The sequence below is a fragment of the Burkholderia vietnamiensis LMG 10929 genome (assembly GCF_000959445.1).
Taxonomy (GTDB): domain Bacteria; phylum Pseudomonadota; class Gammaproteobacteria; order Burkholderiales; family Burkholderiaceae; genus Burkholderia; species Burkholderia vietnamiensis.
This window is the reverse complement of record NZ_CP009630.1, coordinates 146,319-168,557: the sequence shown is the minus strand read 5'-3', so window position 1 is coordinate 168,557 and position 22,239 is coordinate 146,319. Positions and strand designations below refer to the sequence as shown.

Annotated in this window: 19 protein-coding genes; 8 read left to right on the top strand and 11 right to left on the bottom strand. The window is 68.5% G+C overall.

Annotation, left to right across the window (positions count from 1 at the left end):
- Positions 1 to 61 precede the first annotated feature (61 nt).
- Together AK36_RS01195 and garD are read right to left on the bottom strand one after the other, a co-directional pair.
- Positions 62 to 517, bottom strand: coding sequence for an RbsD/FucU family protein (locus AK36_RS01195; RefSeq protein WP_011880907.1), 456 nt, complete (start codon positions 515 to 517; stop codon positions 62 to 64).
- Between the two features lie 167 nt (positions 518 to 684).
- On the bottom strand, positions 685 to 2,238 hold the full coding sequence (gene garD / locus AK36_RS01190) for a galactarate dehydratase (RefSeq protein ID WP_045577670.1): 1,554 nt from the start codon (positions 2,236 to 2,238) through the stop codon (positions 685 to 687).
- Positions 2,239 to 2,468: 230 nt separating this feature from the next.
- Here garD and kdgD point away from each other — a divergent pair, with 230 nt between their 5' ends.
- Positions 2,469 to 3,383, top strand: coding sequence for a 5-dehydro-4-deoxyglucarate dehydratase (kdgD, locus tag AK36_RS01185; protein WP_011880909.1), 915 nt, complete (start codon positions 2,469 to 2,471; stop codon positions 3,381 to 3,383).
- 302 nt (positions 3,384 to 3,685) lie between these two features.
- On the opposite strand, the gene AK36_RS01180 is transcribed toward kdgD, so the two are convergent.
- Positions 3,686 to 5,263, bottom strand: a complete 1,578-nt coding sequence (locus AK36_RS01180; protein ID WP_011880910.1) for an aldehyde dehydrogenase (NADP(+)) — start codon at positions 5,261 to 5,263, stop codon at positions 3,686 to 3,688.
- A 248-nt stretch (positions 5,264 to 5,511) separates the two neighbouring features.
- Between AK36_RS01180 and AK36_RS01175 the strand changes: the two genes are divergently transcribed.
- Both AK36_RS01175 and AK36_RS01170 read left to right on the top strand, forming a co-directional pair.
- Positions 5,512 to 6,888, top strand: a complete 1,377-nt coding sequence (locus AK36_RS01175) for an MFS transporter (RefSeq protein WP_011880911.1) — start codon at positions 5,512 to 5,514, stop codon at positions 6,886 to 6,888.
- 207 nt (positions 6,889 to 7,095) lie between these two features.
- Positions 7,096 to 7,947 (top strand): helix-turn-helix domain-containing protein, encoded by an 852-nt coding sequence (locus AK36_RS01170; RefSeq protein ID WP_045577669.1) that lies wholly within the window; start codon positions 7,096 to 7,098, stop codon positions 7,945 to 7,947.
- Between the two features lie 226 nt (positions 7,948 to 8,173).
- On the opposite strand, the gene AK36_RS01165 is transcribed toward AK36_RS01170, so the two are convergent.
- The 6 genes from AK36_RS01165 to AK36_RS01140 are packed head-to-tail and all read right to left on the bottom strand — an operon-like array spanning position 8,174 to position 14,393.
- On the bottom strand, positions 8,174 to 9,385 hold the full coding sequence (locus tag AK36_RS01165) for an acyl-CoA dehydrogenase family protein (protein WP_045577668.1): 1,212 nt from the start codon (positions 9,383 to 9,385) through the stop codon (positions 8,174 to 8,176).
- On the bottom strand, positions 9,382 to 10,239 hold the full coding sequence (locus AK36_RS01160; RefSeq protein WP_011880914.1) for a hypothetical protein: 858 nt from the start codon (positions 10,237 to 10,239) through the stop codon (positions 9,382 to 9,384). The genes AK36_RS01165 and AK36_RS01160 overlap by 4 nt, the downstream gene beginning before the upstream one ends.
- 54 nt (positions 10,240 to 10,293) lie before the next feature.
- On the bottom strand, positions 10,294 to 10,950 hold the full coding sequence (locus tag AK36_RS01155) for a methionine ABC transporter permease (protein WP_011880915.1): 657 nt from the start codon (positions 10,948 to 10,950) through the stop codon (positions 10,294 to 10,296).
- Entirely contained in the window at positions 10,943 to 12,121 is a 1,179-nt protein-coding gene (locus AK36_RS01150) for a methionine ABC transporter ATP-binding protein (RefSeq protein ID WP_045577667.1), read from the bottom strand. The genes AK36_RS01155 and AK36_RS01150 overlap by 8 nt, the downstream gene beginning before the upstream one ends.
- Before the next feature lie 18 nt (positions 12,122 to 12,139).
- Positions 12,140 to 13,552 carry an LLM class flavin-dependent oxidoreductase gene (locus tag AK36_RS01145; RefSeq protein WP_014724080.1) on the bottom strand — a complete coding sequence of 471 codons (1,413 nt, stop codon included), beginning with the start codon at positions 13,550 to 13,552 and terminating at the stop codon, positions 12,140 to 12,142.
- Between the two features lie 10 nt (positions 13,553 to 13,562).
- Positions 13,563 to 14,393 carry a MetQ/NlpA family ABC transporter substrate-binding protein gene (locus tag AK36_RS01140; RefSeq protein ID WP_011880918.1) on the bottom strand — a complete coding sequence of 277 codons (831 nt, stop codon included), beginning with the start codon at positions 14,391 to 14,393 and terminating at the stop codon, positions 13,563 to 13,565.
- 431 nt (positions 14,394 to 14,824) lie between these two features.
- Between AK36_RS01140 and AK36_RS01135 the strand changes: the two genes are divergently transcribed.
- The 4 genes from AK36_RS01135 to AK36_RS01120 all read left to right on the top strand — a co-directional run bounded on the left by AK36_RS01135 (position 14,825) and on the right by AK36_RS01120 (position 19,850).
- Entirely contained in the window at positions 14,825 to 16,189 is a 1,365-nt protein-coding gene (locus AK36_RS01135) for a 2-hydroxycarboxylate transporter family protein (protein WP_034193352.1), read from the top strand.
- Positions 16,190 to 16,374: 185 nt separating this feature from the next.
- Positions 16,375 to 18,261 carry a sensor histidine kinase gene (locus AK36_RS01130; RefSeq protein WP_045577666.1) on the top strand — a complete coding sequence of 629 codons (1,887 nt, stop codon included), beginning with the start codon at positions 16,375 to 16,377 and terminating at the stop codon, positions 18,259 to 18,261.
- Entirely contained in the window at positions 18,251 to 19,612 is a 1,362-nt protein-coding gene (locus AK36_RS01125) for a sigma-54-dependent transcriptional regulator (RefSeq protein WP_045577665.1), read from the top strand. Before AK36_RS01130 ends, AK36_RS01125 begins: the two co-directional genes overlap by 11 nt.
- A 16-nt stretch (positions 19,613 to 19,628) precedes the next feature.
- A complete protein-coding gene (locus AK36_RS01120; RefSeq protein WP_045578382.1) occupies positions 19,629 to 19,850 on the top strand; it encodes a DUF3579 domain-containing protein in 222 nt (73 codons plus the stop codon).
- Between the two features lie 96 nt (positions 19,851 to 19,946).
- On the opposite strand, the gene AK36_RS34535 is transcribed toward AK36_RS01120, so the two are convergent.
- Entirely contained in the window at positions 19,947 to 20,075 is a 129-nt protein-coding gene (locus AK36_RS34535; protein ID WP_263442120.1) for a hypothetical protein, read from the bottom strand.
- 38 nt (positions 20,076 to 20,113) lie between these two features.
- On the opposite strand from AK36_RS34535, the gene AK36_RS01115 reads away from it, so the two are divergent.
- A complete protein-coding gene (locus AK36_RS01115) occupies positions 20,114 to 20,965 on the top strand; it encodes an alpha/beta fold hydrolase (RefSeq protein ID WP_045577664.1) in 852 nt (283 codons plus the stop codon).
- A gap of 792 nt (positions 20,966 to 21,757) precedes the next feature.
- On the opposite strand, the gene AK36_RS01110 is transcribed toward AK36_RS01115, so the two are convergent.
- Positions 21,758 to 22,099, bottom strand: a complete 342-nt coding sequence (locus tag AK36_RS01110) for an aegerolysin family protein (protein WP_224020109.1) — start codon at positions 22,097 to 22,099, stop codon at positions 21,758 to 21,760.
- Positions 22,100 to 22,239: the final 140 nt, after the last annotated feature.

Below are 22,239 nucleotides of genomic sequence, written 5' to 3'. Positions count from 1 at the left end.
CAAGAAAAAGGTTGTAGCAAATCTTTACACTGCAGCCCTTACCGTCGAGGCGGGCACGTCGCTAGCCGGCGTCGCTCAGCAGCACGCCTTTTTTGAAGATGAAGCAGCCGTAGCCGCGCAGCTCGCCGGTGACGATCACCGCGTACGCGCGCTGCGCGCGCTCGTAGAACGCGAAGCGATCGAGGCCCGTGAGCGGCACGGCGCGCGCTTCCGCGCGATCGATCTCGGCCTGCACCTCGCGTTGCACGGGCGGCACCGCGGCCGGATCGCCGACTACTTCCATCCGCCATGCCGGCGTGTCGACGAACGTGTCGAGCGGCAGCACCGACAGCACCGCGCGCGCGACGCGCGCCGAGTCGGCGCCGTCGATGCGCAGCGCGCGGCCGACCACCGTGTGTTCGGCGACGGACTCGGCCGGGAAATTCGCGTCGCAGATCGCCACTTCGTCTCCGTGGCCCATCGCGCGCAGCGCGTGCAGGATGTCGGCGTGCAGCAGCGGATCGAGATTCTTCAACATGTGAGCAAGTCTCCGGGATCAGGAACGAACCGCATAACGTTACCCGATCCCGGGCGCCGCGGGCGACGCGTCATGCATGTCACGCGGCCGCGCGGCGGCGCGATGACGACGTGACGACGGGGGCGCGAAGGCGCCCGCTTCGGCCGCAGCAAGCCACCGCGCGCGCGTCAGGTCACCGGCGCCGGATTGAACAGCGTCAGCGCGTTCGCGAGCTTCCACTGCTCGGCCCACGTGCGCCGCTTGCCGCTCGCGACGTCGAGCATCAGCCGGAACAGCTCCCAGCCGACGTCCTCGATCGACGCCGCACCGGTCGCGATCTGGCCGGCGTCGAGATCCATCAGGTCGTGCCAGCGGCGCGCGAGATCGCTGCGCGTCGCGACCTTGATCACCGGCACCTGCGCAAGCCCGTACGGCGTGCCGCGCCCGGTCGTGAACACATGCAGGTTCATCCCGGCCGCGAGCTGCAGCGTGCCGCAGATGAAGTCGCTCGCGGGCGTCGCCGCGTACAGCAGCCCCTTCTGCCGCGCCCGCTCGCCCGGCCGCACGACGCCGGCGATCGGCGCGCTGCCGGACTTCACGATCGAGCCCATCGCCTTCTCGACGATGTTCGACAGGCCGCCCTTCTTGTTGCCGGGCGTCGTGTTCGCGCTGCGGTCGACGCGGCCGCGCTCCAGGTAACGGTCGTACCAGTCCATCTCGCGGATGATCTCGCGCGCCACCTCTTGGTTGGCCGCGCGCGACGTCAGCTGCGCGACGCCGTCGCGCACTTCGGTGACTTCCGAGAACATGATCGTCGCGCCCGCGCGCACCAGCAGGTCGGCCGCGAAGCCGACCGCCGGATTCGCCGTCAGGCCGGAGAACGCGTCGCTGCCGCCGCATTGCACGCCGACGACGAGATCCGACGCCGGGCAGGTCTCGCGGCGGCGGCGGTTCAGCCGTTCGAGGTGCGCTTCGGCCATCGTCATGATCGAGTCGATCATCGACTCGAAGCCGACGTGCCCGGCATCCTGCAGGCACACGACGCCGCCGTTGCCGGCCGCGCCGTCGGCCGTGACGGGGATCGCGCCCGGCGGCAGCAGACGCTCGGGCTGGAGCTTCTCGCAGCCGAGGCTCACGGTCATCACTTCGCCGCCGAAGTTCGGGTTCAGGCTGATGTTGCGCAGCGTGCGGATCGGGATGTCCGCGTCGGGCGTGTCGATCGCGACGCCGCAGCCGTACGTGTGCTCGAGCCCGACCACGTCGTCGACGTGCGGGTAGCGCGGCAGCAGTTCGGCCTTGATCCGCTTCACCGCATGCTCGACGACGCCCGACACGCACTGCACGGTCGTCGTGATCGCCAGGATATTGCGCGTGCCGACCGAGCCGTCGGCATTGCGAAAGCCCTCGAACGTATAGCCGTCGAGCGGCGCGAGCGGCGGCGCGGCGCGCGTGGCGAGCGGCAGGTCGTCGAGCCCCGGCGGCTCGGGCATGCGCATCGTGCGCTCGTTCACCCAGCTGCCGCGCGGCAAGTCGGTCAGCGCATAGCCGATCACGACGTTGTAGCGGACCACCGGCGCGCCGGCCGCGAGATCGGTCAGCGCGACCTTGTGCCCTTGCGGTACGCGTTCGCGCAACGTCAGCCCGTCGGCGAACGTCGCGCCCTCGGGCAGGCCGCCGTCGTTGACCACGATCGCGACGTTGTCGTCCGGATGCACGCGAATGTAGAGAGGGGAAGCAGTCATCGGAATTCCTGGGAAGCCACTGATTGAATCATTAGTCATCATACGACATTCATCGATCCGCCGGGATGTTGCGTAAACCCTTATCCGGATAGACCCTAGCGTTGCCAGATCAGCAAACCGCTTGCGCAGCGCATTCGTGCGTTGTACGATGACATACAACGACATCGCCACTACGGCTCGGATGGCGTGCCCGACGAACCCAGCACTCGCGCTAGACGGACGACCCAACCATGACTTCACCGCAAGAACTCAAACAGATCATCTCCCACGGCCTGCTGTCGTTTCCGCTGACGGACTTCGACGAACAACGCAACTTCCGGCCGTCCACCTATGCCGAGCGTCTGGAGTGGCTCGCGCCGTATGGCGCGACCGCGCTGTTCGCCGCGGGCGGCACCGGTGAATTCTTCTCGCTCACGCAGCGCGAGTATTCGGACGTGATTCGCGTCGCGACCGAAACCTGCAAGGGCAAGGTGCCGATCCTGGCCGGCGCCGGCGGCGCGACGCGCGTCGCGATCGAATATGCGCAGGAAGCCGAGCGCCTCGGCGCGAGCGGCGTGCTGCTGATGCCGCACTACCTGACCGAAGCGAGCCAGGAAGGCATCGCCGAGCACGTCGAGCAGGTGTGCCGTGCGCTGAAGATCGGCGTCGTGGTGTACAACCGCGCGAATTCGAAGCTCAATGCGGACATGCTCGAGCGCCTCGCCGACCGCTGCCCGAACCTGATCGGCTTCAAGGACGGCGTCGGCGAAATCGAGAGCATGGTCACGATCCGCCGCCGCCTCGGCGACCGCTTCGCGTACCTCGGCGGCCTGCCGACGGCGGAAGTGTACGCAGCCGCGTACAAGGCGCTCGGCGTGCCGGTGTACTCGTCGGCCGTGTTCAACTTCATCCCGAAGACGGCGATGGCGTTCTACGAAGCGATCGCGAAGGACGACCACGCGACGGTCGGCCGCCTGATCGACGAGTTCTTCCTGCCCTACCTGAAGATCCGCAACCGCCGCGCGGGCTACGCGGTGAGCATCGTGAAGGCAGGTGCGAAGCTGGTCGGCCACGACGCCGGCCCGGTGCGCGCACCGCTGATTGATCTCACCGACGACGAAATGGCCGAGCTCGACGTGTTGATCAAGAAGATGGGCCCGCAGTAAGCGCGGCGGGCGGCCGGCGTCGTGCCGGCCGCTGTCGTGAAGTTGCTCGACTGTGTTGCGGCCGGCGCTTGCCGGCCGCTGTCGTTTGGAGCGGCGCAGCGTGCGATGGGCCGGCGGCAGCGCTGCCGATGCGCAGATTCCGTCCGCATGCGCCGCTGCTGCGGCACCCGGCGCGCCCATTCCATCACTGGTTTGAAACCGCCCCGGCGACGACCAACAAAAAGCGGACGCGGCCAGCCGGCCGCGTCCGCTTTTCCGTTCCTGCATGGCGGCCCGCGCATGCGCGCGGGGCCGCGGCCGCGTCACTCCGCCTTGCCGTCCCGCAGACGCGGAATCGCGAGCGGATTGCTCTCCTGCAACCCTTCGGGCAGCAAATCGTCCGGGAAGTCCTGGTAGCACACGGGCCGCAGGAACCGCTCGATCGCGGTCGCGCCGACCGACGTGACGGCAGGATTCGACGTCGCCGGGAACGGGCCGCCGTGCACCATCGCGTCGCACACTTCGACGCCGGTCGGATAGCCGTTGACCAGCAGGCGTCCGGCCTTGCGTTCGAGAACCGGCAGCAGGCGGCGCGCGAGCGGCTTGTCGTCGGCGTCGATCTGCAGCGTGGCCGTCAACTGCCCCTCGAGCGCCTCGAGCACGCGCGCGACTTCGTCGAGATCGCGGCAACGCACGACCAGCGACGCCGGCCCGAACACCTCGTGGCTGAACGCCTCCTCGGCGAGGAACGCTTGCGCGGCGACTTCGTACAGTGCGCCGCCCGCCTGGCATTCGGTCTGCGGCGCTTCACCGGCGCCCAGCTCGCGCACGCCGGCCAGTTCGGCCAGCTTGCCGCGGCCGTTGCGATATGCGTCGGCGATGCCGCGCGTCAGCATCACGCCGGCCGGCTTCTTCGCGAGCGCCTGCGCGGCGATGCTTTCGAAGCGGTCGAGATCGGGACCGTCGATCGCGAGCACGAGGCCGGGGTTCGTGCAGAACTGGCCGACGCCGAGCGTCAGCGAGTCGACGAAGCCGGCCGCGATCGCGTCGCCGCGCGCGGCCAGCGCGGCCGGGAACAGCACGACCGGATTGATGCTGCTCATTTCGGCGTAGACGGGGATCGGCTGCGCGCGTGCGTTCGCGAGATGCACGAGCGCCATCCCGCCCTGCCGCGATCCGGTGAAGCCGACTGCCTGGATCGCCGGATGGCTGACGAGCTGCGCGCCGATCACGCGGCCGGGGCCGACCAGCAGCGAGAACACGCCGGCCGGCATCCCGCATTTGGCGGCCGCCGCGCGGATCGCGCGACCGACCAGCTCGGACGTGCCGAGATGCGCCTCGTGCGCCTTGACGATCACCGGACAGCCGGCCGCGAGTGCGGACGCCGTATCGCCGCCGGCCACCGAGAACGCGAGCGGGAAGTTGCTCGCGCCGAACACGGCCACGGGCCCGAGCGCGACCTTCTGCAGCCGCAGATCGGAGCGCGGCAGCGGCGTGCGCGCCGGCTGCGCCGGGTCGATCGACGCGGCGAGGAAGCGCCCGTCGCGCACCACGCGCGCGAACAGCCGCAGCTGGCCGACGGTGCGGCCGCGCTCGCCTTGCAAGCGCGCCACGGGCAGGCCCGTTTCGGCGTGCGCGCGTTCGATCAGCGCGTCGCCGAGCGCGACGATTTCGTCGGAGATCGCTTCCAGAAACGCCGCACGTGCGGCGAGCGGCTGGGTGCGGTACGCGTCGAACGCGTCGCGCGCCAGCTCGCACGCGCGATCGACGTCGGCCGGCGACGCGACGCCGAACGCCGGCGTGTCGATCTGCGCGCCCTTGGTCGGATCGAATGCGTACAAGGTACCGGCCGAGCCGGCCACCGCGTCGGCGCCGATCAGCATCTCTCCAGTCAGTTGCATGGGTGTGCTCCGTGTTCGTTCGGGAATGGTGCGCTCATTGTATCTCAACAGATACGATGTCTGCTGACGACGCACTGCCGATCGCGCCGCCTGCGAAGGCGCGCACGATACACCGCCAGGCCAATCTGAGCCAAGCTATCCGGCCACTTCCCACTCTGTGACAGTCATCAAAGGGAAAACCCGAGGTTTATGTATTGGGCCGTTCCCCATAAACTCCCGCCGATGTCATACGACGACGTACATTTAAAGTGACCCATCGAACCTCCTCTCGCGATCTCCCCATCGACCTCGCCGGCAGCGCGCGCCGCACCGCCGTGCGCTACTGGATTCTGGCGATGCTGTTCGTCGTCACGACGCTCAACTACGCCGACCGCGCGACGCTGTCGATCACCGGCACGCCGATCCGCAAGGCTTTCGGCATCGATCCGGTGACGATGGGCTACATCTTCTCGGCGTTCAGCTGGGCGTACGTGCTCGCGCAATTGCCGAGCGGCTGGCTGCTCGACCGCTTCGGCGCGCGGCGCGTCTATGCGGCGAGCATCTTCCTGTGGTCGGCGTTCACGCTGCTGCAAAGCACGATCGGTCTGGGCGGCAGCGCGGCGTTCGCGGTGGCCGCGCTGTTCGCGATGCGCTTCGCGGTGGGCATCGCCGAAGCGCCCGCGTTCCCCGCCAACGCCAAGGTCGTCGCGAGCTGGTTCCCGACCGCGGAGCGCGGCACGGCGTCGGCGATCTTCAACGCCGCGCAGTATTTCGCGGCGGTGGTGTTCTCGCCGCTGATGGCGTGGCTCACGCACGCGTACGGCTGGCATCACGTGTATCTGTGGCTCGGGCTCGCCGGCATCGCGCTCGCGTGCCTGTGGCTGCGCGTGATGAAGGACCCGGTCGACCATCCGGCCGTGAACCGCGCGGAACTCGAGCACATCGAGCAAGGCGGCGGCCTCGTGCGCACCACGTCGCGCGGCAACGGCACGGCGTCGGGCGGCAACCGCGTCGCCGGCTGGTACTACGTGCGCCAGCTGCTGTCGAACCGGATGCTGCTCGGCGTCTATCTCGGCCAGTACTGCGTGAACGTGCTCACCTATTTCTTCCTCACGTGGTTTCCGATCTACCTCGTGCAGGCGCGCGGGATGTCGCTGCTGAAAGCCGGCTTCATGACGTCGCTGCCGGCGATCTGCGGCTTTCTCGGCGGCGTGCTGGGCGGGATGCTGTCGGACACGCTGATCCGCCGCGGCGTATCGCTGACGCTCGCACGCAAGATTCCGATCGTCGGCGGGATGCTGCTGTCGATGGTCATCATCGGCTGCAATTACGTCGACAGCGAAGCGCTGGTGATCGCGCTGATGGCCGTGTCGTTCTTCGGCAAGGGCATCGGCTCGCTCGGCTGGGCCGTCGTCGCGGACACCGCGCCGAAGGAAGCGATCGGCCTGTCCGGCAGCCTGTTCAACATGTTCGGCAATACGGCCGGCATCGTCGCGCCGATCGCGATCGGCTATCTGGTCGGCGCGAGCGGTTCGTTCAACGGCGCGCTCGTGTTCGTCGGGCTCAATGCGCTCGTCACGGTGCTCAGCTATCTCGTGATCGTGAAGGACATCAAGCGCGTCGAGCTGCGTCATCGCGATGCTTGATGGGCGGTGGCTAGAGGCGCTGGGCTGTGTGATCGGGGGCTGGTGAGGCGGCGGGGGCGTGTGGGAATTGCTTCGGGTGCTTCGGGTGCTTCGGGTGCTTCGGGTGCTTCGCCTCCACCGCTCCGGCGCCCGCCGCAGCCCGCGTAGCCCCAACGCTTACCTCGCAGGTAATACCCGGCGCGCGCGGGATTGCCTATCATCGCCCCCATGAACTCGACCGTCGCCCTCCACTCGCTCCCGTCGTCCGCCGGCCGCGCGTCCGGCATCGGCCCGTTGCTGCGCACCTGGCGGCAACGCCGCCGCCTGAGCCAGATGGCGCTCGCGCTGGAAGCCGAGGTCTCCGCGCGGCACCTGAGCTTCGTCGAATCGGGCCGCGCGCAGCCGAGCCGCGACATGGTGCTGCATCTGGCCGAGCGCCTCGACGTCCCGCTGCGCGAACGCAATGCGCTGCTCGTCGCAGCCGGCTACGCGCCGCTGTTTCGCGAGCGACCATTCTCCGATCCGCAACTGGATGCCGCTCGGCATGCCGTCGAAGCCGTGCTGCGCGGCCACGAGCCGTATCCGGCGCTCGCGGTCGATCGCCACTGGATGCTGCTCGCCGCGAACCGGATGCTCGGCGCGCTGGTCGAGCAAGCCGATCCCGCGCTGCTGCAGCCGCCCGTCAACGTGTTGCGGCTCAGCCTGCATCCGGACGGCCTCGCAGCGCGGATCGTCAACTGGCACGAATGGCGCGCGCACGTCCTGCATCGGCTGCAACGGCAGATCGACGCGAGCGGCGACCGCACGCTGCACACGCTGCGCGACGAACTGGCGGCATATCCGGCGCCGGCCGGCCAGCCCGACGACGCGCAGCCGCGCGCCGACTACGCGGACATCGCCGTCCCGCTGCGGCTGCGCACGGCAAGCGGCGGCGAGCTGACGTTCTTCAGCACGACGACGGTATTCGGCACGCCGGTCGACGTCACGCTGTCGGAGCTTGCGATCGAGGCGTTTTTCCCGGCGAACCCGCAGACGGCTGACGCGATGCGCGCACTGGCCGATACGCTGGCGGCGCAGTGAGCGGGCGGGCCGGCGCGGCTGTGGTCGCGCGGCGCGTCGGTCCCGACATGTGACACGGCGCATCGTGCGCGAACGTCGAGCGGCTGACTTGGTGTGCGGAACGGCCCGCGACAGCGATCACACACGGCGCCCGCGAATCGCGTAACGCATGTTCGTTCACGCGGTCGCGTCCCGGCTCGCCACCACGCCATCGACAACCGGCACACGCGAGCGTCCCCCACCGTCGTCACGTATAGAGCGACGCCTGCGGCAACTCACCGGTCAGCGCGAACTTCCCGACGTCGCGCAGCCGGTAGTCGAGCGGATCGTGCAGCGTATGCGTGCGCGCGTTGCGCCAGAATCTGTCGAGGCCGAGCGACGCAGCCGTCGCGCGCGCGCCGCACGCATCGAACAACGCCTCGCCGTTCGCGAGCGCCGCGCGTTGCGCGACGATCTTCGCGTTCGACACCGCGATCGCCACTTCCGCGCGCTGGTTCGCGCTCAACGCGTCGCGCAGCGTCCACGCGCGCTGCAGGTCGAGAGCCGCGCGATCCGCGAGCGACGCCGCCGCGACCGCCTGCACGTGCATCTCGCCGAAGCGTTGCAGCGTATAAGGATCGTCGCCCGCCTGCGCGACGCCCGCATGTATCCACGGCCGGCCGTGCGTCAGCACGTAATCGCGCGCCTCCGCGAGCGCACCTTGCGCGAGGCCGACGAACAGGTTCGTCAGCACCAGTTGCGACACCAGCGTGCGCAGCGTCGCGTGCGGCGTCGGCGGCGTTTCGGAGCGATGCAGCACCTCGTCCGGCGCGAGCCGCACGCCGTCGAACTGCACGCTGCCGCTATCCGTCTGCCGCTGGCCGATCGGGTCCCAGTCGTCGTTGACGGCGATTCCGTCGCGCGCAGTCGGCACCACGCCGAACACCGGGCGGCCGGTGGCCGGATCGTGCGCGGACACCGTCATCCGCTGCGAGCCGCGCGTGCCCGAACAGAAGCCCTTCACGCCGTCGAGCCGGTAGCCGCCGTCCGGCAACGCGGTTGCAGCGAGCCGCGTGTCGAGCGGATTGACGGCATTGCCCCACCACCAGCGATGCTCGACCGTGCCGCGCAGATAGCGCTCGCGCTGTGCCGCATTGCCCCACACGTCGACGCTCACCACCTGCAGCGCCTGGAACCCGACCAGATGCGCGAGCGCGCTGTCGACGCGCGCGATCCGCCGGATCGTGTCGTAGACGGCCGGCCATTCGGCCTCCTGCCCGCCGAATTCGCGCGGCACCGCGAGCGTCAGCACGCCCGCGTCGGCAAGCCGCTGCTTCGCATCGGCCGCATGACCGCCGGTGCGGTCGCGCGCGACGGCCGTCTCGCGCAGCGCATCGAGCGCGCGGTCGAGCGCCGCGTCGGCGTGGGCGCGCTCGTCGGTATCCGGCGCGAACGTCGCCGGGCCACGCGGATCGTTCATGCAACGGCTTCCGCAACGATGGTTTCGCGCGCAACGACGTCGCGTGACAGCGGCGTGAGCGCATCGAGCCGGCGCCCGGTCAGCCGCGCCAGGATTTCGCGCCGCCAGTCGTCGTAGATCGCGCGGTACTCGGCGATATCCGCGCCGAACACGTGCGCGGTATGCGCGTACTCGTCGTGCAGATAGCCGTCGAGGCGCGCCTGCGTTTCCTCGTCGGCTGCGATCACGCGGTCGATCAGCGCCTCGCGCTCGGCAGCCGGCAGCGCCGCCAGCTTGTCGAACCACCACTGCACGATCTGCACGCGATGCCACTCCTCGTCGGGCCGGATGCGGTTCTCGCCATGCTCGCGCATCGCGCCGTCGGCGATGCGGCCGGTCTTGCGCTGAATCCACAGCTTCGCGAGGATGTGCAGCTCGTAATGCCATTCGAACGCGAGGAAGCCCGCGACGTCGCGCACCGCGATGTCGCCGATGCGCGCCCAGTGCGCATCGACGAGCCGCGCAACCTCGGCCAGCGGATCGCGGCCGGTCAGCTCGGTCACGCGCTCGCGGCCGATCACCGCGTGCGCGCCGTCGTCGCCGAGCTGGCGCGACAGGATCAGCTGGAAATGCGGATCGTCGCGAAACAGCGTGTCGATCGCCTTCGCGACGACCTGCACGATGAACAGGTCGTGCGACGCCATCTTCGTGTAGTAGTCGGCCACGGCAGCCAGTTCGTCGTCGCCGTGCGGCTCGCGCGGCGGCGTCGCCAGCTTGTCGGGGAAGCCCGGACGATGGCGTCGCGCCACGTCGAGAAACAGCGCTTCCTCGAATTGTCCGTTCCAGTCGCGCGGTGCGCCGATGGGTAAGTTCATGGGTATCGTTCTCTCAGGGTCTTCAATGAAACGAGCGGACGCGCGCGGCGCCGCTCAGGTACGCCGGGCCACGCGCCGCACCAGGCGGTCGCCCGTGAATTGCACGGCCGAAACGAGTGCGATCAGGATCGCGATCACGGTCACCATGACCGTCGTGTCGAAGCGCTGATAGCCGTAGCGGATCGCGAGGTCGCCGAGCCCGCCCGCGCCGACGGCGCCCGCCATCGCGGTCGAGCCGATCAGCGCGACGACGGTGATCGTGAAGCCGCCGAGCATGCCGGGCAGCGCCTCCGGCAGCAGCACGTGCCACACGATGTGGCGGCGTTTCGCGCCCATCGCGAGCGCGGCCTCGATCAGCCCGCGATCGACCTCGCGCAGGCTCACTTCGGCGATCCGCGCGAAGAACGGAATCGCTGCGATCGACAGCGGCACGACGGCCGCCCACACGCCGATCGTCGTGCCGATCAGCACGCGCGTGAACGGCAACAGCGCGACGAGCAGGATGATGAACGGCGTCGAGCGGAACACGTTGACGAGCGCGCCGAGCACCGCGTTAGCGGCGCGCCGTTCGTAGATGCCGCCGGGCGCGGTCGTCACCAGCACCACCGCGAGCGGAATGCCGGCCAGCGCCGCGATCGCGGCCGACGCGGCGACCATCGACAGCGTGTCGCGGATCGCGTCGAGCAGTTCGGGCCACCACAGCTCAAACATAGCCGAGCACCTCCGCGTGGTTCGCGTGCCGGCGCGCGCGTTCGAGCAACGCGGCGACCGTGCGCGGGCCGGCAGGCGGCTCGCCGGGTTCGGCCGCGCGCGGCTGCGCCGCGATCACGAGGCGCCCCTGTGCATGTCCCTGGATCCGCTCGATCCCGCCGTGCAGAAAGCGCACGGCGCCGCCGAGCGCGGCCGCGAGCGCGCCGAGATCCGGCTCGCCGGCGCTCTCGCCCGTATAGCGGATGTCGAGCACGATCTGCGCGCCGTCGGGCAACGCCGCGTCCTCGGGCAACGGCTGCACGCGCGCGGCGAGTTCGGCCGGCAGGTCGTGCACGAGCGTGCTGAGCAGCGCGCGCGTCGCGCCATGGCGCGGCTTGCCGAACACGCGCCACACCGCGCCCGTTTCGACCACCTCGCCCTGCTCGATCACCGCGACCGTGTCGCACACCGCTCGGATCACCTCCATCTCGTGCGTGATCAGCACGATCGTCAGGCCGAGACGGCGATTGATGTCGGCGAGCAGCGCGAGGATCGACTGCGTCGTTTCGGGATCGAGCGCCGACGTCGCCTCGTCGCACAGCAGCACCTCCGGATCGTGCACCAGCGCCCGTGCGATTCCGACGCGCTGCTTCTGGCCGCCCGACAGGCTCGCCGGATACGCGTCGCGCTTCGCGGCGAGCCCGACGAGTTCGAGCAGCGCATCGACCTTGCGCACGCGCTCAGCCTTCGGCACACCGGCGATCTTCAGCGGCAGCGCGACGTTCTCGAACACGGTTTTCGCGGACAGCAGGTTGAAATGCTGAAACACCATGCCGGTGCGGCGGCGCAGCGCGACGAGCCCGTCGTCGTCGAGCGTGCCGACCTCGACGCCGTGCACGCGCACGCTGCCCGAGCTCGCGCGTTCGAGGCCGTTCACGAGCCGCAGCAGCGTCGACTTGCCGGCGCCGCTGCGGCCGATGATGCCGAACACCTCGCCGCGTCGCACGTCGAGCGTCACGTCGCGCAGCGCGGCGGCGTGGCCGCGCGGCGTCGCGAACACCTTGCCGACGCGGTCGAACGAGACGGCCGCGGCGATTGCGCCCGCTTCGTCGGCGGCCGCTGCATGCGCGTTTGCGCTCGCGCGCGCCGCCGTCGCGTCGATGAATCCCGGCGGATCGAACCATTGCGTCATCGCTTCGCTCCGTCACGTTCATGCATGCGCGGCTTCCGCCGCCGCCACCGCGGCGGCCGGCCGGTGCCGCGCACCGGTGTGCCAGGCGGGCAGCCGCGCGCCGGCGCCGAACAGCTTCTCGCGCAGCGTCGGCGCGGGATCGTAGTCTTCCTTGTAGACGCCGCGGTTCTGCAACTCGGGCACGACCCAGTCGACGAAATCCACGAACGATTCGGGCATCACGGTGCGCGTCAGGTTGAAGCCGTCGATGCCCGTCTCGTCGATCCACGCCTGCAACTCGTCCGCGACCTGCGACGGCGCTCCGACGATCGGCGCGTAGCGTCCGCCGAGCGACATCTGCTCGAGCATGCGCCGCACGGTCCACGTGCCGCTCGTGCTCTTGCGCGAGATCGCGTCGACGGCCGACTGGATCGAATCGGTCTTCACATACGAGATCGGCTCGTCGAGGCCGTACTTCGCGAAGTCGATGCCGGTCGAGCTGGCGAAATGCGCGAGGCCCGCTTCCGCGCTCGCATAGCGCCGGTACTCGTCGAACTTCTCGCGCGCGAGCCGCTCGGTCTCGGCGGTCACGACGCTCACGCCGGCGAAAATCCGGATCGACGCCGGGTCGCGGCCCTGGCGTGCGGCGGCCGCGCGAATATCGAGCACGGCCGCGCGCGCAGCCGCCTTGCTCTGGCCGTTCACGAACACGCATTCGGCGTGGCGCGCGGCGAACTCGACGCCGCGCGCCGACGAACCGGCCTGATACAGCACCGGCGTGCGCTGCAGCGACGGCTCGCTCAGATGGATCGCATCGACCGAATAGAACGGCCCATCGTGCTTCACGCGCCGCACCTTGTCGGGCCGCGCGAACACGCGCGCGTGCGCATCGCGGATCACCGCATCGTCGTCCCAGCTCTGCTCCCACAGCTTGTAGACGACCTCCATGTAATCGTCCGCGCGCTCGTAGCGATCGTCGTGGCCGATCTGCTGCGCGAGGCCCATGCCGCGCGCGGCGCTGTCGAGATAGCCGGTCACGATGTTCCAGCCGACGCGCCCCTTCGTCAGGTGATCGAGCGTCGACATCCGGCGTGCGAACAGATAAGGCGGCTCGTAGGTCAGGTTCGCGGTCACGCCGAAGCCGAGATGGCGCGTGACCTGCGCCATCGCGGGCACGAGCAGCAGCGGATCGTTCACCGGCACCTGCACCGATTCGCGCAGCGCGGCGTCGGGGCCGCCGCCGTACACGTCGTAGACGCCGACGATGTCCGCCAGAAAGATCCCGTCGAACTTGCCGCGCTCGAGCGTCTGCGCGAGATCGGTCCAGTAGTCGAGATCGGTGTAATGCGCGGAGCGGTCGCGCGGATGGGTCCACAGCCCGTGGTTGATGTGCCCGACGCAGTTCATGTTGAACGCGTTGAGCAGGATCTTCTTGCGGTTGGCGGTCGTCATGTCGTCTCCGTCACCAGGCGATCGCGTACAGCGAGCCGAACGCGTCGTCGAGCGCGCGGCGCACGGCCGGCGAGTGCTGATAGATCGCGATGAACTTGCGGATGCGCGGGTCGTTCACGCTGTCGGGCCGCACGACCCACTGGAGCGCGAAGCTCTTGTTCTCGGTGCCGTCGAACAGCAGCGCGCTGTTCGGGTCGGCCGTGCCGGCGAGCTTGATGAAGCTCGGGTAGCCCTGCGCGAGGTCGACGTCGTCGAGCGAGCGCGCGAGCTGCGACGCCTCGAGCGGGATGATCTTCAGATGCTTCGGGTTCGACACGATATCGCGCGTGGTCGCGCGGTAGTCGACGCCGGGCTTCAGCGTGACGAGCCCCGCGCGCTGCAGCAGCAACAGCCCGCGCCCGCCGTTGACCGGGTCGTTGGCGATCGCGACGCGCGCGCCGTCCTTCAGTTCGTCGAAGCGCTTCACCTTCTTCGAATAGAGGCCGATCTTCATGATCGTGCCCGGCGCGATCGCGACGAAGTCGTAGCCGCCCTGCTTCTTCGCGTTCTCGAGAAACGGGATGTGCTGGAAGTAGTTGACGTCGATGTCCTTGTTCGCGAGCGCCGCGTTCGGCGTATTCCAGTCGGTGAACTCGACGATCCGCACGTCGAGGCCCTGCGCCTTCGCCTCCTTCGCGGCGATCTTCAGCGCTTCGATCTGCGGGCTCGTGGAGAGGCCCACCTTCAGCGGCGCTGTGTCGGCGCGCGCGCCGTTGAGCAGCACGACGCCGAGCAGCGCGGCGGCCAGCACGCGAGCCGCGCGGCCGGGGGAAAAGCGGGCGGAAAAAACGGCATGCAGCATGGAAACCACTCTCCTGGGCAAAGACGGTAGCGACGGATGAGCGACGCCGCGGCGAACGCGCGGGCGTTCTCCGGAGGTGGTCGTCACATCGGAAAAGGATCAGCCGATGATAGAGAGCGGCGGATGGGCGGTCTACGAAGCGATTGTGCGAAGAAAATCGCGCGTGGCGATATGGCGCGATCGCGGTCCGCAAGCGCGGGGCCGCACGCACGAGCGCACGCCGCCGGCTGAAATCTCGGCCTGCGCGCGGCGCGAATTCCGAAATCTCGGCCACGCGAGCGCGTCCGAGATTTCAGCAGACGAAACGAATCCTTTGGAATCAACGGCTTGCGAAAAATCGGGCAGGCCGAATTTCTGGCACGACGGTTGCGTTACAGACGGCACACGATGCCGCGAAGCCATGCAGGCATTCCAACATCAGGAGACACGTCTTGCAGACCTCTATCCATACCCCATCGCATCCCGAGCCGGTTGCCCACGCCAGCCCCGCCACGCGCGAGCGCTTCTGGCCGCACGGCTGGTGGAAGCTGATGGAAATCCGCATCGGCATCATCCCGCTGCCGATCTACGTGATCCTGTTCGCGCTGATCGTCGGGTTCGTGGTGACCGGCAAGGTGCCCGGCGAAATCTCGATGGCGATCGCCGTGCTGGCGTTCTTCGGCTTCACATGCGCCGAGCTCGGCAAGCGGCTGCCGCTGTTGCGCAACATCGGCGCGGCCGCGATCTTCGCGACCTTCGTGCCGTCGGCGCTCACCTACTACCACGTGCTGCCGAAGCCGGTGTTGAATCTCACCGTCGAATTCACGAAATCCACCAACTTCCTGTACCTGTTCATCGCGTCGATCATCGTCGGCAGCATCCTGAGCATGGACCGGCGCGTGCTGATCCAGGGCTTCGTGAAGATCTTCGTGCCGCTCGCGGCCGGCTCGATCGCGGCCGCGATCGTCGGCACGGCGGTCGGCACCGCGCTCGGCCTCGGCGCACGCCACACGCTGCTGTACATCGTCGTACCGATCATGGCGGGCGGCGTCGGCGAGGGCGCGATTCCGCTGTCGATCGGCTATTCGGAACTGATGCACCTGCCGCAGGGCGAGATGTTCGCGATGGTGCTGCCGTCGGTGATGCTCGGCAGCCTGACCGCGATCATCCTGTCGGGCGCGCTCGACATGCTCGGCAAGCGGCTGCCGCACCTGACCGGCAACGGCCGCCTGCAGGTCGGCGAAAGCGGCGACATGACGCCCGAGAACGAGGAGATCCGCGGCCACGTCGACGTCACGCACATCGCGGGCGCCGGCATCACCGCGATCACGCTGTACCTCGTCGGCCTGATGGCGCACAAGCTGTTCGGGCTGCCCGCGCCGGTTGCGATGCTGTTCCTCGCGGTGCTCGTGAAGCTCGCGCGCGCGGTGTCGCCGCCGCTGCAGGAAGGCGCGTTCGTCGTCTACAAGTTCTTCTCGACGGCCGTCACCTATCCGCTGCTGTTCGCGATCGGCGTCGCGATGACGCCGTGGGACAAGCTGACCGCCGCGTTCACGGTGGTCAACGTGATCACGATCGTGTCGACCGTCGCGACGCTGATGGGCACCGGTTTCGTGGTCGGCCGCCTGCTGAAGATGTACCCTATCGACACCGCAATCGTGAACGCCTGCCACAGCGGCCAGGGCGGCACCGGCGACGTCGCGATCCTGACCGCCGCGAACCGCATGCAGTTGATGCCGTTCGCGCAGATCGCGACGCGCATCGGCGGCGCGATCGTCGTGACCGTGACGCTGATCCTGGTCGCACACTTCGGATAACGCAGCGCTGCGCGCGCGAGCGCGCCGGCCGCTTCGCACGCGCCGCCGCCGGCTTTGCCGGTGTGCGGCGCGCGTCGTTTGGAAGTGTCGTTTCGAGGCGTCGTTTGGAAGCGGCCTGGCGGGGAGCCGGCAGCAAAGAGCCGGTAGCGGAGGACCGCTAACGGACGGCCGGTAGCGCGGCATCGATGAGGGCGAACGTGCAGAAGAGCTTCAAAGGTATCCCGTGGTGGGGCTGGGTGTCGGCCGCCGCGCTGTATGTCGGCGTGGCGGGCGCGGCCGTCGATTTCGCGTGGGAACGCGCGATCGACGCGCTGGAGGAAACCGGCGCGCACCGGCTCGACCTCTATGCATCGAGCCTGAAGAGCGAACTCGGCCGCTTCGAGATCCTGCCCGCGCTGGTCGCGCGCCAGGACGGCGTGCGCGCGCTGCTGAAGGCCGCGCCGCACGACGCGCCCACGCTCGTGCATGCGGTGAACACCTATCTCGAAGCCGTGAACCGCGACGCGGGCAGCGGCGCCGTCGACGTGATCGACCTGCGCGGCGAGGTGATCGCCGCGAGCAACTGGAACGAGACGATCAGCTTCGTCGGCACGAACGTGTCGTACCGGCCGTACTTCAAGGACGCGCTCGCGCGCGGCAGCGGCCGCTTCTTCGGGATCGGCACCAATACCGGCGTGCCGGGCGTCTACTTCGCCAGCGCGGTGCGCGACGACGGCGTGCCGATCGGCGTGGCGGCGGTGAAGATCAGCGTCGACCCGCTGGAATCCGCGTGGCGCGCGCCGGGCGTCGCCGCGATGGTGGTGGACGGCAACGGCGTGGTCGTGATCTCGACCGAGCCCGCATGGAAATTCGCCGCGCTGCGCCCGATCACCGCGCAGCAGCAGCGCGACATCCAGGCGTCGCGCCAGTACGCGGGCCGCACCGTCGACGCGCTGCCGTACCGCCGTATCGGCGACCGCAGCTCGGCCGCGTGGTTCGGCACCTTTCCCGATCCGCGCCGCGCCGGCCGCACCACGCGTTATCTCGTGATGTCGCGCCCCGCGCCGCAGGCCGGCGATTCGTTGATGGTGCTGCTCGATATCGCGAGCGCGTGCCGCCAGCAGCAGACGGCGTTCGTGTTCGTCACCGGCGCGTTCCTGATCGCGGCGCTGCTGGCCGGCTACGCGATCCAGCGGCGCCGCGCCATCGTCGCGCGGCTGAACGCGCAGGACGCGCTGCGCCGCGCGAACGACCGGCTCGAGCTGACCGTCGCGCAGCGCACGGCCGCGCTGACGGCCGCGAACGAGCGGATGCAGCGCGAGATCGTCGAGCGCGAGCGCACCGAGCAGCGGCTGCGCGATTCGCAACAGGAAGTCGTGCACGCGGGCAAGCTCGCGGTGCTCGGGCAGATGGCGGCCGGCCTCACGCACGAGCTGAACCAGCCGCTCGTCGCGATCCGCACGCTGTGCGACAACGCGCGCACCTTCTTCGAGCGCGGCCAGCCGGCACCGGCGCTCGCGAACCTCGAACGGATCGGCAAGCTGGTCGACGGCATGGCCGTGCTCACCGGCGAGCTCAAGACCTTCGCGCGCAAGCCCGACGTCGAGCGCGTCGCCGTATCGCTGAACGAAGCCATCGCGCATGCGCGGCTGATCTACGAAGCGCGGATCCGCGACGAAGGCGTGCAGCTCGACGTGAACATCGCGCCGGGCACGACGGTGTCCGCCGAATCGAGCCAGTTGCAGCAGGTGATCGTGAACCTGCTCGGCAATGCGCTCGACGCCTTGCGCGACGCGCCGGTGCGGCGCATCGTCATCGAAGCGAGCGGGCCGGACGACGCCGGCCGCGTGCGCTTGACCGTGGCCGACAGCGGCGCCGGCATCGCGCCCGACGTGCTGCCGCACCTGTTCGAGCCGTTCGTCACAACCAAGCCGCGCGGCCAGGGGCTCGGGCTCGGCCTGGCGATCACGTCGCGCATCGTCGACGCGTTCGGCGCGCGGATCGCCGCGGCGAACCGCGACGAAGGCGGCGCGCAGTTCATCATCGAATTCGCGGCGGCGACGCCGCCACAAAGGACAGAGCATGGAACATGAGATCCGCGTGCTCGTCGTCGAGGACGACGAGAACGTGCGCATCGGCGTCGAGCAGGCCGTCGCGCTCGCCGGCTTCCCGGTCGACGCGTTCGCATCGGCCGCTGACGCGCTCGCGCACGTCGCGCCCGGCGCACCGGTCGTCATCGTGTCGGACGTGCGGATGCCCGGCATCGACGGGCTGCAGTTGCTCGAGCGCGTGATGGCCGTCGACGCGCAGATTCCGGTCGTGCTGATCAGCGGTCACGCCGACATTTCGACGGCCGTCGGCGCGATGCACGACGGCGCGTACGACTTCATCGAAAAGCCGTTCTCGTCGGACCTGATCGCCGGGCGCGTCGCGCGGGCCGTCGAGAAGCGCCGGCTCACGCTCGAGGTGCAGGGGCTGCGCGCCGCGCTCGACAACTGGCACGGGATCGACGCGTACGTGCTCGGCAAGTCGCCGGCGATGGCCGACGTGCGCAAGAAGATCCTGCGGCTCGCCGACACGTCGGTGTCGGTGCTGATCACCGGCGAGACGGGCACCGGCAAGGAGCTGATCGCCCGCAGCCTGCACGACTTCGGCGGACGGCGCGACGCGCATTTCGTCGCGCTGAACTGCGGCGGCCTGCCCGAGCAGGTGTTCGAGAGCGAGCTGTTCGGCCATGAGGCCGGCGCGTTCACCGGCGCGATCAAGAAGCGCATCGGCAAGATCGAGTGGGCGCACGGCGGCACGCTGTTCCTCGACGAGATCGAGACGATGCCGATCCCGCTGCAGATCAAGATGCTGCGCGTGCTGCAGGAGCGCGTGGTCGAGCGGCTCGGCGCGAACGAGCTGATTGCGGTCGACTGCCGCGTCGTCGCGGCATCGAAGGCCGACCTGACCGAGCTCGCTGCCGACGGGCGCTTCCGTGCGGACCTGCTGTACCGGCTCAACGTCGCGCAGATCGAGCTGCCGCCGCTGCGCGAGCGGCGCGAGGACGTGCCGCTGCTGTTCGAGCATTTCGTGCTCGCGGCCGCGCGGCGCTTCGGGCAGCCGGCGCCGGTCGTCACCGCCGCGCAGGTGTCCGAACTGATGACGCACGCGTGGCCCGGCAACGTGCGCGAGCTGCAGAACGTGGCCGACCGCTTCGTGCTCGGGCTGACCGGCGACAGCCTGCTGTCGTCCGGCGGCGCGCCTGCGGCCGGCAGCACGCTCGCCGAGCAGATGGCGTATTTCGAGCGGATGCTGATCGAAGACATGCTGCGGCGTCACAACGGCAACGTCGCGGACGCGAGCGTTGCGCTCGGGATGCCGAAGAAGACGCTCTATCACAAGCTGCGCAACCTGCGGATTCCCGCGCGCGGCGATGCGGCCGCCGACGGCGGGGAATGAGGCCGCGTATGCGGGCATGGATCGCGGCCGGATCGGCGGCGATCTGACGCGCGGTGTCACGCGCGACTGGTCCGAGTGGCTCGCGATGCCGGTGGTCGACGGCCGCGTCAAATGCCTGTTCGTCGCGGACGCGTTGCGCGTCATGTGCGCCGATGCATTCGACTTCGCGATCCCATTCGCTGCGGACAACGATCTACCCGGCGAGCTTCGGACCTTGGCCGCGCCCGCGGCGCGATAACGCGCGAACGACGTCGCGCGACCTTCATTTTGCGCAGCACGCGGTCGCGTCCGATGCGCGCCCGCGCGGCCGCACACGCTGGCTTTCAGCGCGGAATCAAACCGTCAAACGATTGAAGGCTGCAGTGCGCACCACGCTGCGACAAGGGTTTTCGGCGTTGTCATCAATAAAATTGATCGTGACGATGAAAATAATGCGTTTTTCTTGCAGGTCGCGGTGAGGCATAGTTGCGGCGTGATGACGCACCCATTGAGTTTTCAGTCATGAACATGCGAATCGAGCCTTCGGTGCTCGCCAACCCGGACCTGCAATTTGCGACGCTTTCGTCGGGCATCAGCCTGCCGTATGTCGAGCGGGGCAGCGGCGCGCCGATGGTGTTCGTGCACGGATCGTTGTGCGACTACCGCTACTGGGAGCCGCAACTCGCGTCGCTGTCGGCGCACTACCGCTGCATCGCGCCGAGCCTGAGCCACTACTGGCCGGCCGTCGAAGCGGGCATCCAGGACGAGTTCAGCTGGCAGAACCACGTCGACGAGCTTGCCGAATTCATCGACGCGCTCGATCTCGGCCCCGTGCATCTGGTCGGCCATTCACGCGGCGGCAGCGTCGCGTTCAACGTCGCGCGCCAGCATCCGCAGCTCGTCGACACGCTGACGCTCGCCGATCCCGGCGGCCCGGTGCAACAGCCGGGCGTGCGCGAAGCCGCATTGCCGGCCGCCGCGATCGCGCTGCGCACGCAAGCCGTGAAGCTGATCGGCACAGGCAACGTGGAAGCCGGCCTCGAGATGTTCGTCGACTCGGTCAGCATGCCGGGTGCGTGGAACAAGAGCACGTCGCGCTTCCGCATGATGGCGATCGACAACGCGAGCACGCTGCCGAAGCAGCTGCAGGACCCGTTGCCCGCTTATTCGCAACACACGGCGTCGGATATCGCATGCCGCACGCTGCTGATCGACGGACAACGCAGCCCGAAGATGTTCCGCCACAACGTCGACACGCTGTCGCAGTGGATCGGCGCTGCGCAACGGCAGACCGTCGCCGGTGCGTCGCACGGGATGAATGCGGCGAGCCCGGCAGTGTTCAATCGGTACGTGCACGAGTTCGTCGCGGCGTAAGGTGGATGGGCGGTGTGTGTGCCGCCCGTTGAACGCGCTGTTGTCGAGGCGAACGATGTGCATGTCCGCATGCGATCGCTTCGGATTCCTTTGCGTTGTCGGCGGCAGCCTTTATGCGCGGCGCGCGCCGACGCCGCAAGCACGGCCGCACGGCCGCCGCGAAATCCAATCCAATCACGCTCCTGGTCCTTCCCTGACCGCCACACGCGTCAACGCGCGCGTGTGATCTTGCGCGGACGTTTGGTTAGCGGATGGGATGCGAACGAGGCTGATGGGGAAGATGTTTCACGCGGGAATGAGGCGCGGCGGTGATTGAGTAGGGGCGCGGATGGTTCTGCGCGGGTGCGTCCGTAGCGGCAGGCGTCGCCTTCGCTGCGTGACCGCTGACCTTCATGCACTGCCGGTGCGCGTGGCGGGACGCCACCGCGCCATTGGAAGTCGGCGGGCAGGACTGACCGTTAGTTGCGACGTGCAATGAAGGCCATGCGTGAAAACGTCAGCGGCAAAGTCGTCGTCATGGCACCAGCAGTTGGCGGCATTGCGGAGCCGCATGACTCACCTGCCAGGCGGCGATCGAATTTTCCAGTAGCGTTCCCGCGGACGCGGGTTTCCAACGAACGATGGCTGACACGTTCCCGTTGCGAAGCAGCAGCCGTTCGAATGACAGCGCCGGGTATCAGGCGCGCGGCTGGAACCGACCGATCGCCAAGGGCGCGAGATCCGGCCAAGCCCTCAATACGTCCGTCGAGCACTCGCGCCCCATCGAGACGGGCGCGAGCGCCTCACACGGCGTCAGCCCTTCTTGATGTAGAAGTTGACGGTTGCGTTATCCCCGGAGCCACCGTCATAACCAACCTTATAACCCGCGGCACTAACGGTGATCGAGTATCCGTTATTTCCGACATAGGGGTTGTCCCAGTAAAGCCTGACGTTCTCGATACCGCCGCCGTCTGCAAATTGATATTGAAGCTGACCTTCCGTTCCCGTCATAAAACCGTCCGAATCGCTTTCCCATTGGCCAGTCTGGCCATCCGGGATTTTCTCCGGAGGATATGTCACCCATTCCCCGTGCAGCAGGTTGATCGACGCGGGATCCAGGAATAACGTGTTCCCCGAATTGTTTTGCAACTTCACGACAGTGCTTCGCGCAGACATATCGGTCTCCAAAATAAAGTTGATAGTGCATCACGGCGACTTAACGCGATCCCGATGCGCTTCAAACATAGGACACACCCATCCGCTTCGAAAGCTGACAGTTATAGCAGCGCAAATCA

Coding starts and splice junctions, on each gene's coding strand:
- AK36_RS01145 (WP_014724080.1), bottom strand. CDS start 13,552: ATGACGACCGCCAACCGCAAGAAGATCCTGCTCAACGCGTTCAACATG.
- AK36_RS34535 (WP_263442120.1), bottom strand. CDS start 20,075: ATGCCTCACCGCGACCTGCAAGAAAAACGCATTATTTTCATCGTCACG.
- AK36_RS01165 (WP_045577668.1), bottom strand. CDS start 9,385: ATGAACGATCCGCGTGGCCCGGCGACGTTCGCGCCGGATACCGACGAG.
- AK36_RS01180 (WP_011880910.1), bottom strand. CDS start 5,263: ATGCAACTGACTGGAGAGATGCTGATCGGCGCCGACGCGGTGGCCGGC.
- AK36_RS01150 (WP_045577667.1), bottom strand. CDS start 12,121: ATGACGCAATGGTTCGATCCGCCGGGATTCATCGACGCGACGGCGGCG.
- AK36_RS01115 (WP_045577664.1), top strand. CDS start 20,114: ATGAACATGCGAATCGAGCCTTCGGTGCTCGCCAACCCGGACCTGCAA.
- AK36_RS01120 (WP_045578382.1), top strand. CDS start 19,629: ATGGATCGCGGCCGGATCGGCGGCGATCTGACGCGCGGTGTCACGCGC.
- kdgD (WP_011880909.1), top strand. CDS start 2,469: ATGACTTCACCGCAAGAACTCAAACAGATCATCTCCCACGGCCTGCTG.
- AK36_RS01170 (WP_045577669.1), top strand. CDS start 7,096: ATGAACTCGACCGTCGCCCTCCACTCGCTCCCGTCGTCCGCCGGCCGC.
- garD (WP_045577670.1), bottom strand. CDS start 2,238: ATGACTGCTTCCCCTCTCTACATTCGCGTGCATCCGGACGACAACGTC.
- AK36_RS01160 (WP_011880914.1), bottom strand. CDS start 10,239: ATGAACTTACCCATCGGCGCACCGCGCGACTGGAACGGACAATTCGAG.
- AK36_RS01195 (WP_011880907.1), bottom strand. CDS start 517: ATGTTGAAGAATCTCGATCCGCTGCTGCACGCCGACATCCTGCACGCG.
- AK36_RS01130 (WP_045577666.1), top strand. CDS start 16,375: ATGAGGGCGAACGTGCAGAAGAGCTTCAAAGGTATCCCGTGGTGGGGC.
- AK36_RS01155 (WP_011880915.1), bottom strand. CDS start 10,950: ATGTTTGAGCTGTGGTGGCCCGAACTGCTCGACGCGATCCGCGACACG.
- AK36_RS01125 (WP_045577665.1), top strand. CDS start 18,251: ATGGAACATGAGATCCGCGTGCTCGTCGTCGAGGACGACGAGAACGTG.
- AK36_RS01140 (WP_011880918.1), bottom strand. CDS start 14,393: ATGCTGCATGCCGTTTTTTCCGCCCGCTTTTCCCCCGGCCGCGCGGCT.